Here is a 13725-nt window from a genome sequence, read left to right as displayed (position 1 = left end):
TGCCTCAATCTAAGGCTTTTTAAATGTTAAAATAAAACAAGTGCCGTTGGCATCGCTTTCATAATCTACGCTTCCGCCCAATCTTCTCATAATCCGGTGTACAATGGAAAGTCCTACCCCATTTCCTTTGAATTTCTTTGCATTATCCATCCTGTTGAAGATCTTGAACATCTGGTGCTTGTTTTCTTCAGGAATTCCGATGCCGTTGTCCTTAATTCTATAGATTACCTGATCGCCCTCATCGCTTCCTTCGATTTCCACCCGCGGGTTTTCCTGTCTGGAAGAATATTTAATGGCATTGTTGATGATATTTAAGAACACCTGGTGAAGCATCGTTTTATCTGCGAGAACATCTGGACAGGCCTTGATAATAATTTCACTTCTCGGACTTCCGAAAGTGATTTTTGCATTTTGCGAAATTCTCTCGATAATATTAACGGTATGCAGGGCTTCCAGCTGGATTTCGCTGTGTTTGGCACGGCTGAGCTGCAGAACATCATTCATCATTTCCGCCATATTGTCGATTTCCTCGATGATGGAATTGATCTTGTTCCGGCTTTTATCCGATTCGTCGGTAAGGCTTTTCAAAAGCATCTGTGCATTAAGCTTCATCACCGTAAGCGGTGTTCCCAGGTCATGGGAAATGGTATATGAAAAACTGTCGAGCTCTTCGTTTACTTTTTTCAGCTCGTCATTGAGCCTTTTGATCGTATTATAGTTTTTATGGGAAGTTTCAAGGATAAGGTCTTTAATCGCCTGCAAAGCAGTAATATTTCTCGATCCCCATCTTTTAGAATTTCCTTTGATGTTTTCGGTAAATAGCTGAAAAGAAGTACGAGGTGAAACAATCCGCCGTTCTTCTCCATTTTGGGAGATGGTGCCTATCTTTTTCTCCGGGTTTCCGGCCCAATCGATATGCTCGTCGAATTCCTTACGGAACCAGATCACAAGATTATTTTTACTTCTTTCGATAAAATAAATGGCGACTCCGGCTGCATTTTCGGTCAAATCTAGTTCTGCACCGTGATCCTTAAGGAAACTGCGGCTCAGGTACATATCATCTTCGGTATGAGCGTGCGCCCACTTAATGATTCGTAGAATAGTATCTCGTCCCGGCACATTTCCTTCCGTAACGATGGTTTCATCGGCAATAATAGCCAGCCCGTCCGCTTCAGGAAGTTTTTTAATCTGCGCCTTATTATCAATCAGCGAATTGAATAAATTGTTATGTTTTAAAAACTCCGTTTTCAGGTAAGCCATCTTTCCATTGAGCTCCAGACGGTAGTTCAATTCATTTTTCGATTTAAACGAAGAATAGGCGTTAGACGCCAATGCCGTAAAAATCCCGGCCTGAACCCTGTCTTCCAGATCGATATGTTTAGGCTCTACGTTCTGACAGGTAACCAGCCCCCAGAGCTGATCATCGATAATAATGGAAATACTGAAGCTGGAAGAAGCCCCGGAGTTCTTTACATATTGCCCATGAATCGGCGACATTCCGCGTGAAGCAGAATAGGTAAGATCTATGGTTTCATGAGATTTGCTTAAAAGAGGAACCGTTTCCGAATACACATTGCTGAAAATCCTTTTTCTCTTTTTGAGATACAGATCTCTTGCCTGTCTCGGGATATCATTTTCAGGATAATGCAGCCCCAGGTAGCTTTCCAGGTTTTCATTGCTTTTCTCGGCAATTACTTTCCCGGATCCGTCCATAGAGAACTTATAGATCATCATCCTGTCGTAGTTCACGATTTTTGATAAAGTAGTCAGCAGCTGATCCCAGATTTCCTGGTAATCATCAATGATGTAGAAGTTGTCGTACTTGTTGGAAATTCTTTTATTGGGGTTAAGCAATACCTTTTCGAATTCAAGAAAAATAATGTCCTTGCTTTTAAAAACGGAGAAATGATATTCCTGTCCGCTGATAAAAATTTTATCGTAATAGGTTTCGTTTTCTCTTCGGGTAAACTTCGGCAAAGAACTATAAATATCCGATTCTATAATACTTGCAAAGCTTTCGGGAAAATCAGTAAGCTTTTTGCCGAAAAGCTGATTCAGGTTTTCGACAGAAAAAATATCCTCGATATTCTTGCTGAAAAAAGTAATGGAATGAGAATCTGCATCAATGCCAATCAGATAACCAAAACTTTGTATATAGCCCGGAATATGGATAGGCTCTTCATGACACTCTACAAAATTCATATAATACTTTGACCAATCAAATATAACTCTTTTTTTCGTGGTACGATGTTTTTTCTATACAAATAAGTACCACAGTTTTACGAAAAAATTCACACATTCAGGACATTTGCAATAAATTATTCTTTACTGATACGGCCTTTATAGAAATTTATTTTCCAATTCGTGTAAGTCTATGACAATGGAAATATAGCCTTTTTTCCATTTCTGCCCCATATTTAATCTAAGCAATACTCCTGCCGCTATGAATCCGCCAACAGTTTCAGGGAAAATGCGCATACCTTGACTTCGGAAGGCGGCAAAACAGAGAAGGTTTATAAACTGTTCCAAAGGATAATTTTATGGATGAGATAAGATTCCCAATTTAAACTTCTTTATCGAAATACAGCATATAATATTTTCCGTTCTCATCTTCTCCCTGCGCGATCTTCTGCCGGTCGCCGTGAATGTAGATGTGGAAGTTCTTATCCAGTTTGATAATGCTTTTAAAATGCCGCTGCGTTTTTTTTACGGCAGCTTCGCTGATTGGAAATTCTTCCGCAATATTGATCTGCATATCCTGTTCGTAATCGGTTTTAAAATTATTAAAACTTTCGATCACGTGCTCATCCCCCAATACTTCGCTTGCAAATTCGTCAAGCTTGAATTCTTCTTTTTCCTTAAAGAAATTGATGGACTTGTTCAGGAAATCTGCCTGATCGGCCTTTGAAACTTCGAATTCCTGGGGCAGCTGCTTCGTGATGTAATCTTTATAAACCATTAAGGCTTCCTGCGTATGAAAATATTCGTCGTCCCGCTGTTTCACCTTCAGGAAATCTTCAAACCAGTAGTACATATCACCGTTTTTGTTGTTATCCACCACGGAAAGCACATATCCGGTCTCCTTATCATTGTTGTAGATGAGGGCTGCTTTGTCAATCTTAGACAGACCGATTCCCTGGTCTTTTTCGATTTCAAAATTTTCTTCCTGAGGCGAAATTTTCAGGAAAGATTCTCTTTTTTCGGTTTTAAAGATCCCGATTTTATCTACCCTTTCGGTTCCTTCCCTTTCGTCTTCAAAATAAACAATAAACAGTTCCCCACCCTGAACGCGCGGGTTTTCGGCTGCTTCAAAAAGGTGCTTGGCAATATTTTCGGCCTCCCACATGAATTTTGCCTTGTCATCAAAAATCTCAGAAACCGAGCTGTATACCGGATTATTCACCAGATAGGAATCACTGTAAAAATGAAAAGTCTCTTCCGATTTGAAAGAACCTAAAAAATAGTTCTCCAGCATTTCTGCCATTCCTTCTTCCAGCTGCAGCTCTTCCTGCGAAAGAATTAATGATTCTCCGTTGATTTTATTTCCTACTCTGTGTACTACGATTTTTGAAAACATTTCCTGAATATTTTTGGACTGCAAAGATATTAATTATATCAGACAATCAGGATAATTTCATTCTGATAAAAACCATCTCATTTTGAAAGGATATTTTCTTTCTCTCGGCAAAGATCTAATTAACAACTAAATGAATTTCAATAACATATAATAAAACACCCCTCACAGGTACGGAATTTGGCATTATGCTTGTGAACATTTAAAATACAGATCATGGATTTGAAAACCTTAAACAGGATTGATACGCTGAGAAGACTCAGAACCAGAGGTCCGAAAACCCCGGAATGGCTGAGGCCTTACCACCTGCTTCTTCTTATATTGATCGCTATCGCCATAATCAGTTTATTAATAAGAATTTTTTAAACCAAACCACAAAATATATGAATTACTTACAAGCCACACAGGAAATTACCGTTGCGATTCCGGAAATCTGCGACGATCTCAAACAGACCACCATCCAAAGCCCTTACGAGATTATTGAATTCTTAACCGATAAAATGAAGGTGATGATCCGACAGAATAATACCGACTGCCTTTTCAAATGCCTTCAAAAGATGGATGACTTGTATGAGCAAGGTGACCGGATGGTAAAAGATGCCATAGAAAATTCTTTTATTTATTCGCTTGACAACTGCACGGCATTCTGCAGTAAGGAATACCGCGACATGATTTTCAGCCGTCTTTCTCCCGAATTGCAGAAAGTGTATGCACGGCAGATTTACAGCCATAGCATTTAATCATATTACATTTTCTACTTGCTTTATTACAAAATGTAAAAATTTTTAAAAATAAATCTACTCAAAATCAATTATTTATGAAATCCAAAATACGCAAAATATCTGACTGGAAAACCTTCCAAACCTCTACCAACAAACATAATATTGAGATTCTAGCTACTCATATCGCTGTTATCATAGGAGTTTTTGTTTTTGCAGCAGTTTTATAGACTTTGGTACGGTTTTAGCCACAGTACAGATACTTTGAAAAATTTAATTATGATGAACGTACAAATGCAGACTATTAATCAGAAAATAGCGACCGAATATTTAAAATTTTTCTATGCACCACTTCGCACCGAAATCACCCAATTGTCTGTACAGGATAATTTTGCAGGAATCATCCAATCCACCATCAATTATCTGAAAAGGCTCCTGCAGGAATCGAAAGTAAACATCATTGCCCATCACATCAAGCTGATGGAGATGATTTATAAAAACGGAGATTCTTATGTAAAGGATATCATCGAAAATCTTTTTGTAAGATCTTTTGAAAGCTTTAAAAAGCGTGCTAAAATTTCGCACTGGAAGCTTTTGTATCAATATATGCCAGTAACCTTTCAGTTGATCTACAACGATCAGCAGCAACAGGACAAAATATTCTTCGGAAAATAAATACACTCTGAAATTCAAAACGGCGAAACCAAAGGTTTCGCCGTTTTGCTTAATTCTTCTTCGTAAAAGCCGTCTTGATTGTTTGAAGTTCGGTATCGCTCATTTTTGAGGTCTTTTTCAGTTTAGCTGCAAAAACATCTACTTCTTCCGCGGTAGAAGGACAACCCAGGTTTTCATTTTTATCATTAAATGAATCGGCAAGGACCTCTCCTTTTGGATTCAGGATCAACCAGAACGGAAGTCCGGCATCCGTACCTTTATATTTATTCATCAATTCTCCTCCTCCCGGATTCTCAAGCTTTTTCTTATCCCCCATTTCCTGCACGTCCACATAAGCCGTAACGAACTTTTTTTCAAATACAGGCTTTGTTTCGGGCAGGTTCATATTTTTTTCCATCACATGGCACCATTTGCACCAGGAAGCATGAAACATCAGCAATACATTCTTGTTTTTGGCTTTGGCCTCTGTCAATGCTTTTTTTAGGATAACCTCTGCTTTCTCCTGAGCAAAATTTAATTGAAACAGTAATAATCCTGTAAGTAGAAGTATTTTCGAAAATTTCATATTGAATTTTTTTACGAATGTAATATTTTCCAAGGCATAAAAATCAATTTTAGCAATAAATTAACTTCACAACTAAAGAATTTTTATTTTTGCAGGATAATCCCTAACTATGAAATTAAAAATTTCATTATTCTTCCTGGTTATCATTGGTATTGGTAATGCTCAGATTTCTAAGAAGGCCAAAGTTCTGGCAAAACCTTTAGAAACATTCTCTTATGCAGAATCTCCCTACATCGGAATCGGCGGAGATAAGAGTGTCCTCTATGGTTACTTCCAAAAGCTTTCAGAAGTTGCCAGTTCAAACGACCTGTATTATCTGGCAAAGAATGGAAGCAATGCCTTGAAATTGTATTCCGGCCAGGAACTTATGAAAAGAAATGATAAAAGGTTTCCGGAAATTTACGAATATTATCTCCGTCACCCTTTGATTATACAATATAAAGATGGTTGTATGGGAAGAGAAGAAAATATTGCGGACCATATGAAACGGGAGCTTTATTCAGCAAAGGGAATTATTTCATTAAGAGATTCTTTATTAAAGGAGAAGACGGACGGTTTCATTAGAGCTCAGCTGCAAAGCATCAATAAACATGGATACAGAAAGCTCAATCAGGAAAATGTAGAATTTTATATAAAAGCGATTGAGAAAATAGATGCTCAAAAACCTTCTTTTCAGATTAAAGCCAATCAATAAATACCCGTAAATGAACAAACCTTTATTCTTCGTACTCTGGCTTCTGGCCGTTACAGAAAGCTTCGCCCAAATTTCTTCTCCGAAGGTTCTAAAAAAGGAATTTCTTTTTACCGAAGGTTCTTATTTTAAGCAATGCCATGCCTCCACCATTGCGCAGGCTGCTGATGGACAACTATTGGCTGGCTGGTTCGGCGGTCCTCATGAAGGCAGCCGGGAAGTGGCGATCTGGGGAATCCGTTCGGAAGGAAAGAAATGGAGCCAACCCGAAATATGGGCGGACGGACGTTTAAGCGACTCTCTTCGGTATCCCTGCTGGAATCCCGTATTGTTCAGGGCAAAGAATGAGAAAACGATGTATTTATACTATAAAGTCGGACCAAATCCTCGGGAATGGTGGGGAATGGTAAAAACCTCGGAAGACAACGGCAAAACCTGGAGTGAAGCAAAGCGCCTGCCCAATGGTATCCTGGGACCCATTAAAAACAAACCGATCGAGCTGCCCAACGGCGAAATTATTTCACCCTCAAGTACAGAGCTTAACGAGAACCGATGGATGGCACACGTGGAAATCAGCAAAGATCATCAGCAGACCTGGAAGTCTTATCCTATCGATCCTTCCTCAAAATTCAATGTGATCCAGCCCAGCATTCTGATGCATAAAGATGGAAGGCTGCAGGTACTTTGCAGAAGTAAGGAAGGGGTAGTCGCCACTTCATGGTCTAAAAACCATGGGAAAAACTGGTCTGCATTATCGGCAACCCGCCTTGCCAATCCCAATTCCGGAACGGATGCTATCTCGTATAAAGATTTTTTCCTGATTGTCTATAATCCAGAGCTTCCCGGTAAAGAATGGTGGGAAGGCCGTACGAAATTACGCCTTGCTTATTCTTATAACGGTATCGACTGGCAGGACCTCATGTCTCTTGAGGACGAGCAAAAAGGAGAATTCAGCTATCCTACTATTTTTAAGGATAAAAAAGGATGGGTGCATATTACGTACACTTATAACCGGGTGAATATTAAACACTGGGTTCTGAAATTTTAATTCAGCCACAAGACAGTAATTGCCATAAATAAAAGGGACTGGCTAAATTTAGCCAGTCCCTCCTGTTATAATCAGGTATTAACCATGATTTAAAAAAGCATGAAAATTATTTCTTGATGAATTTAAAAGTCTGCATACCGTTTCCTGTAAACACCTGGATCAGATACATTCCCTGAGGTAAAGCCTGAACATCAATACTTCTTTCTCCGGACTTCAGTTTCTTTTCAGTTACCAATCTTCCGTCAGCTGCAATAATTACTGCTTTCGTGATGGTTTCCGTTCCGCTGAAATTCAGAATATCCCTCACAGGATTAGGGTAAATCTGAAGCTGTGACTTCGATTTCGTGTTATCCACTACCCCAAGCGTACTGTTGATCGCCAATACAGCAAGATAAGCCGTTGATTCGCAAGTTCCGGATGTCTGCGTCGCATAATAGGTAGTATTGTTTACTAAAGCTGTAGTAAGCGGCAGGCTATTTACATGGTTCTGCGCATCTGAAGCTGATGCATACCATTTGATATTCTGACCTGTTACCACTAAAGCCGTCAGTGTGCTTCCCGGAGCAAAATTTTGTGATGCTGCGCCGGTAGGAGCTGCCACAGGAGCCGACTGAGTAATAGTAAATGTTCTTGATAAAGTACATCCTTTAGCATCAGTAACGTTTACCGTATAGGTCCCAGCAGATAATCCTGATGCTGTTGCTGCGGTACCTCCTGATGGAGACCAAGAATAAATATAAGGTGCTGTTCCGCCCGTCACTGTAATCGTTGCTGTTCCTGTAGCTCCGCCATTACAAGCCACATTGATTTGTGATGTAGTTGCACTAAGTGCTGTCGGTTGCGTTACCGTTGCGTTCACGGTTGCTGTACATCCGTTCGCATCGGTAATTACTACTGTGTACGTTCCGGCAGCAAGACCTGTTCTATCTTCGGTGGTAACACCGCCACCCCAGTTGAAAGTGTATGGTGCTGTTCCACCCGCTGGTGTTAAGTTGATCGCTCCGTTGGAAGCTCCGTTACAAGCTACATTCGTAACTACCGTAGTTCCACTTACTGCACTTGTAGGTTGGGTTACCGTAGCATTCACAGTTGCTGTACATCCGTTGGCATCAGTAATTACTACTGTGTACGTTCCGGCAGCAAGGCCTGTTCTGTCTTCTGTGGTAATACCGCCACCCCAGTTGAAGGTATATGGTGCTGTTCCACCGACTGGTGTTAAATTGATCGCCCCGTTAGAAGCTCCGTTACAAGCAACATTCGTTACTACCGTAGTTCCGCTTATCGCAGAAGCCGGTTGGGTTACTGTCGCATTTACGGTTGCTGTACATCCATTCGCATCAGTAATGATTACCGTATACGTTCCGGCAGTAAGTCCTGTTCTGTCTTCTGTGGTAACTCCGCTACCCCAGTTGAAGGTATAAGGTGCTGTTCCACCGGCTGGTGTTAAGTTGATCGCTCCATTGGAAGCTCCGTTACACGCTACATTAGTTATTACCGTAGTTCCGCTTACTGCAGAAGCAGGCTGGGTCACTGTTGCATTTACTGTCGCTGTACATCCGTTAGCATCAGTAATGATTACTGTATAGGTTCCGGCAGCAAGACCTGTTCTGTCTTCTGTGGTAACTCCACCGCCCCAGTTGAAAGTATATGGTGCTGTTCCACCGGCTGGTGTTAAGTTGATCGCTCCGTTAGAAGCCCCGTTACATGCTACATTGGTTACAACAGTCGTTCCGCTTACCGCAGAAGCTGGTTGGGTTACCGTAGCATTTACGGTTGCAGTACATCCATTCGCATCAGTAATTAGTACTGTGTACGTTCCGGCAGCAAGACCTGTTCTGTCTTCGGTGGTAACTCCGCCACCCCAGTTGAAAGTGTATGGTGCTGTTCCACCGGCTGGTGTTAAGTTGATTGCTCCGTTAGAAGCCCCGTTACATGCTACATTGGTTACGACAGTCGTTCCGCTTACCGCAGAAGCTGGTTGGGTTACCGTAGCATTTACGGTTGCAGTACATCCATTCGCATCAGTAATTACTACTGTGTACGTTCCGGCAGCAAGACCTGTTCTGTCTTCGGTGGTAACTCCACCGCCCCAGTTGAAAGTATAAGGTGCCGTTCCTCCGGCTGGTGTTAAGTTGATTGCTCCATTGGAAGCGCCATTACAAGCTACATTGGTTACAACAGTCGTTCCGCTTACTGCACTTGCAGGCTGCGTTACCGTTGCGTTCACGGTTGCTGTACATCCGTTGGCATCGGTAATGATTACCGTATAGGTTCCGGCAGCAAGACCTGTTCTGTCTTCTGTAGTAACACCGCCACCCCAGTTGAAGGTATATGGTGCTGTTCCACCCGTTGGCGTTAAGTTAATCGCTCCGTTAGAAGCTCCGTTACACGCAACATTGGTTACTACTGTCGTGCCACTCACTGCGCTGGCAGGTTGGGTAATTGTGAAATTCCTGGATAAAGTACATCCGTTAGCATCAGTAACAGTCACTGTATAAGTTCCGGCAGAAAGGCCGGTAGCTATTGCCGCTGTTCCGCCTGTTGGAGACCAAGAATATGTATAAGGTGCTGTTCCGCCTGAAACGGTAATACCTGCTATTCCTGTTGCGCCACCATTACATGCAATATTTGTCTGGGAAGTAGCTGCAACAAGAGCTGTAGGCTGTGTTACTGTTCTGCTTACAGTCGCGGTACATCCATTTGCATCAGTAATTACTACTGTGTACGTTCCGGCAGAAAGACCTGTTCTATCTTCTGTGGTAACACCGCCACCCCAGTTGAAAGTATAAGGTGCCGTTCCTCCGGCTGGTGTTAAGTTGATTGCTCCATTGGAAGCGCCATTACAAGCTACATTGGTTACAACAGTCGTTCCGCTTACTGCACTTGCAGGCTGCGTTACCGTTGCGTTCACGGTTGCTGTACATCCGTTGGCATCGGTAATGATTACTGTGTACGTTCCGGCAGCTAGACCTGTTCGGTCTTCTGTGGTAACTCCGCCACCCCAATTGAAGGTATATGGTGCTGTTCCACCCGTTGGCGTTAAGTTAATCGCTCCGTTAGAGGCCCCATTACAAGCTACATTGGTTATTACTGTAGTTCCGCTTACTGCAGAAGCTGGCTGGGTCACTGTCGCATTTACTGTCGCTGTACATCCATTCGCATCAGTAATTACTACTGTGTACGTTCCGGCAGCTAGGCCCGTTCTATCTTCTGTGGTAACACCGCCGCCCCAGTTGAAAGTATATGGTGCTGTTCCTCCGGCTGGTGTTAAGTTGATTGCGCCGTTAGAAGCCCCATTACAAGCTACATTAGTTACAACAGTCGTTCCGCTTACTGCACTTGCAGGTTGGGTTACCGTAGCATTTACTGTCGCTGTACATCCATTCGCATCAGTAATTACTACTGTGTACGTTCCGGCAGCTAGGCCCGTTCTGTCTTCTGTGGTAACACCGCCACCCCAGTTAAAAGTATAAGGTGCTGTTCCACCCGCTGGTGTTAAATTGATCGCTCCGTTGGAAGCGCCATTACAAGCTACATTGGTTACAACAGTCGTTCCGCTTACTGCAGAAGCTGGTTGGGTTACTGTCGCATTTACAGTTGCTGTACATCCGTTGGCATCGGTAATTACTACTGTGTACGTTCCGGCAGCAAGACCTGTTCTGTCTTCGGTGGTAGCACCGCCACCCCAGTTGAAGGTATATGGTGCTGTTCCACCGACTGGTGTTAAATTGATCGCCCCGTTAGAAGCTCCGTTACAAGCAACATTCGTTACTACCGTAGTTCCGCTTATCGCAGAAGCCGGTTGGGTTACTGTCGCATTTACGGTTGCTGTACATCCATTCGCATCAGTAATGATTACCGTATACGTTCCGGCAGTAAGACCTGTTCTGTCTTCGGTGATAACTCCACCACCCCAGTTGAAAGTATAAGGTGCTGTTCCACCGGCTGGTGTTAAATTGATCGCCCCGTTAGAAGCTCCGTTACAGGCAACGTTTGTTACTACCGTAGTTCCACTTATCGCAGAAACTGGTTGGGTTACTGTCGCATTTACGGTTGCTGTACATCCATTCGCATCGGTAATAATTACCGTGTAGGTTCCGGCAGCAAGACCTGTTCTGTCTTCTGTGGTAACTCCGCCACCCCAGTTGAAAGTATAAGGTGCAGTTCCACCCGCTGGTGTTAAATTGATCGCTCCGTTAGAAGCTCCGTTACATGCTACATTGGTTACTACTGTCGTTCCGCTTACCGCACTTGCAGGTTGATTAATGGTAAAGGTTCTTGTGGTCTGGCATCCTGAATTATCCGTTACCGTTACGGTATAGGTTCCCGCCGAAAGACCGGTAGCCGTAGCTGCAGTACCTCCAAATGGCGCCCATGAATAAGAATAAGGCGCTACACCACCTGATGGTACTACAGTAGCAGAACCATTGGAACCGCCGTTACAAGCGAGATCGGTCTTGCTGCCCGTAGTACTGATGCTTATCACCGTTAATCCGGCAGCATTGGAAGTTGCTGACCCGGAACCAGTTGCCACAGCACGGTACTGGTAACCGTTCATTGCTGCAGTTACTCCGGTAATAGTCAATGTACTGGTTGTCACTCCTGAGTAAGGAGCGGTATTGGTTAAAGCAATAAATCCGCTACCTGAATTCTGATACCATTGGTAAGAACTTGCTCCGGAAGCACTGACTGTAAATGTAGTGGTACCTCCAGCACAGATCGTCCGGTTGGCAGGGTTAGCCGTAATGACCGGACTGCTCGCAAGAAAAGTACATCCAGAATATTGCGATCCCGCAGCAGTACTAAGTGTCCAATTGGCAACATTCATAACCGCTGTTCTTATATTGGCAACAGTTGAGGTTGGCACTCCTGTACAATTAAACTTTCCTGATCTGGCCACTGTGACACCCGATACCGGTCCTGTATAGAATGCATTTGTTCCTCCCGTAAGCCCCGGTGGCATTAACGATGCGTTAGGGCTTCCAACCGCATCACTATTCCATGCAGCTATTGTAGATCCTGCTGTATAGAAATAATTGATACCGGCAATGCAGGTCACATTAGCTCCTGTTACACTTCCATTTCCTCCCTGAAATGCAATGATCTGGTCACCAACAGATGATAAAACCAATCCGTTGGAGGATGTCCCGTCGGTAAGCGCTACGGTACCATTGGAAAAAGATGTGCCTGTTGAAGGGTTATAAACAGAGGCCGACAACGCTGAAATATAAACTTCAGTACCGGCCGGCAATGCGGTACCACTGGTCCATGTAACTGCAGACTCAGTAGATCCGGCTGTCTGCCATGCACTTCCTCCCTGATATCCTCTGTCGGTAAAGCTTATTTGTGTGCCGCTTGAAATAGGAGCAAGCAATACAAATGAGAACACATCTACCGAAGTAGAACTCGAATCATAAGAGGTAAATGCTATTCCTCCTGGAGAAAGCGTCGTCTGCGCCTGGGCATATCCCAGTAACGACGCTCCTGCTATGACGACTGTTTTCGCCAGCGTTCTGATTGTAGAATAAAAATTTTTCATTGTTAATATATTTAAGTTATAAATTCAGAAATTGTCCGCCCTTTTTCAGCCCGAAAGCGGATAATTTATATCCGCTCATAAAGCCTTCTTCAGTATAAACAATATCTAATCTTAGGTATGAGTTATGAGTACATTTTACAATTAATCCGTTTTCCTTATCCAGAGTTAGAATGGTTCCGGGAAATCCCGTATGATCATTTACATTCTGAACGGCAGTAGCTTCCACTACCCGTATGTTCCAGCCCTTCCATTGCGTGTAGGCTCCTTTATTCCACGGGTTACAAGCTCTTGTCAATGCTTCGATGTCCTCCGCATCTTGCTTTTCCCAAGAAATACAGACATCGGAAGCACCAGGTTTTGGGTAATATTGCGCCTGGCTTTCGTCCTGTTTTGTTCCTTTAAAATGACTTTGTAAAAGGTTTAAAAGTTCATTCAGAAGATCAGCCCCTAACCATGACAAGTGAGTGCAAAGCGCGCCATGCGTCATGTCGGCAGTAACCGGAATCTTTTTCTTAAGGATAATATTTCCTTTATCAATGTATTGATCGATGGCATGAACGGTAATCCCCGATTGTCCGGCACGGCTTCTGATGGTTTCAAAAACAGGATCCGCACCCCGCATTTCAGGCAAAAACCCATAGTGGAAATTGTAGAATTTACCGGGATACAGATCAATAATTTCAGCAGAAATTTTCCAAGGAAAAGTCATGGTGAAAACGGCATCGGCACCAGAAATATTGATTATTTGCTTGATCTGATCGGAGCTATTTTTTTTGGTTATGATAAACAGAGGTATTGCGTACTGTTTTGCAAGCATGGAACAAAATTCAATTATTTCCACATTATTATCAGGTACTCCTAAAGCACAAAGTCGGCCTGCCGCCTGTAAGCACTGCAAAGCCGGAAACGCCATC

11 protein-coding genes are annotated in these 13725 nt (G+C 42.8%); 5 read left to right on the top strand and 6 right to left on the bottom strand.

Translation table 11 applies throughout. The features are described 5' to 3' along the window. Positions 1–9: 9 nt before the first annotated feature. From QE422_RS07325 to QE422_RS07315, 3 genes are all read right to left on the bottom strand, one after another. A complete protein-coding gene (locus QE422_RS07325) occupies positions 10–2202 on the bottom strand; it encodes an ATP-binding protein (RefSeq protein ID WP_307456332.1) in 2193 nt (730 codons plus the stop codon). Positions 2203–2340: 138 nt separating this feature from the next. Next, positions 2341–2529 carry a hypothetical protein gene (locus QE422_RS07320; RefSeq protein ID WP_307456330.1) on the bottom strand — a complete coding sequence of 63 codons (189 nt, stop codon included), beginning with the start codon at positions 2527–2529 and terminating at the stop codon, positions 2341–2343. Between the two features lie 34 nt (positions 2530–2563). Beyond that, positions 2564–3577, bottom strand: coding sequence for a nucleoid-associated protein (locus tag QE422_RS07315; protein ID WP_307456328.1), 1014 nt, complete (start codon positions 3575–3577; stop codon positions 2564–2566). Between the two features lie 213 nt (positions 3578–3790). Here QE422_RS07315 and QE422_RS07310 point away from each other — a divergent pair, with 213 nt between their 5' ends. The 3 genes from QE422_RS07310 to QE422_RS07300 all read left to right on the top strand — a co-directional run bounded on the left by QE422_RS07310 (position 3791) and on the right by QE422_RS07300 (position 4968). After that, positions 3791–3940 carry a hypothetical protein gene (locus tag QE422_RS07310; protein ID WP_307456326.1) on the top strand — a complete coding sequence of 50 codons (150 nt, stop codon included), beginning with the start codon at positions 3791–3793 and terminating at the stop codon, positions 3938–3940. 17 nt (positions 3941–3957) lie between these two features. Beyond that, the gene (locus QE422_RS07305; RefSeq protein ID WP_307456324.1) at positions 3958–4314 is read left to right on the top strand and encodes a hypothetical protein; all 357 of its coding nucleotides are present in this window, start codon (positions 3958–3960) and stop codon (positions 4312–4314) included. Positions 4315–4572: 258 nt separating this feature from the next. Then, positions 4573–4968, top strand: coding sequence for a hypothetical protein (locus QE422_RS07300; RefSeq protein ID WP_307456322.1), 396 nt, complete (start codon positions 4573–4575; stop codon positions 4966–4968). 49 nt (positions 4969–5017) lie between these two features. On the opposite strand, the gene QE422_RS07295 is transcribed toward QE422_RS07300, so the two are convergent. Continuing rightward, complete coding sequence (locus QE422_RS07295) at positions 5018–5533, bottom strand: DUF255 domain-containing protein (RefSeq protein WP_307456320.1); 516 nt, start codon at positions 5531–5533, stop codon at positions 5018–5020. Between the two features lie 109 nt (positions 5534–5642). On the opposite strand from QE422_RS07295, the gene QE422_RS07290 reads away from it, so the two are divergent. Further along, a complete protein-coding gene (locus QE422_RS07290) occupies positions 5643–6227 on the top strand; it encodes a hypothetical protein (protein ID WP_307456319.1) in 585 nt (194 codons plus the stop codon). A gap of 10 nt (positions 6228–6237) precedes the next feature. Then, positions 6238–7272, top strand: coding sequence for an exo-alpha-sialidase (locus tag QE422_RS07285; protein ID WP_307456317.1), 1035 nt, complete (start codon positions 6238–6240; stop codon positions 7270–7272). Positions 7273–7378: 106 nt separating this feature from the next. Here QE422_RS07285 and QE422_RS07280 read toward each other — a convergent pair whose 3' ends face one another. Beyond that, the gene (locus QE422_RS07280) at positions 7379–12811 is read right to left on the bottom strand and encodes a T9SS type A sorting domain-containing protein (protein WP_307456315.1); all 5433 of its coding nucleotides are present in this window, start codon (positions 12809–12811) and stop codon (positions 7379–7381) included. Positions 12812–12827: 16 nt separating this feature from the next. Continuing rightward, the gene (locus QE422_RS07275) at positions 12828–13628 is read right to left on the bottom strand and encodes a methionyl-tRNA formyltransferase (RefSeq protein ID WP_307456314.1); all 801 of its coding nucleotides are present in this window, start codon (positions 13626–13628) and stop codon (positions 12828–12830) included. Between the last annotated feature and the right edge of the window lie 97 nt (positions 13629–13725).

It is taken from the genome of Chryseobacterium sp. SORGH_AS_0447, assembly GCF_030818695.1.
Taxonomy (GTDB): Bacteria; Bacteroidota; Bacteroidia; order Flavobacteriales; family Weeksellaceae; genus Chryseobacterium.
This window is presented reverse-complemented; position numbering and strand designations above follow the sequence as displayed.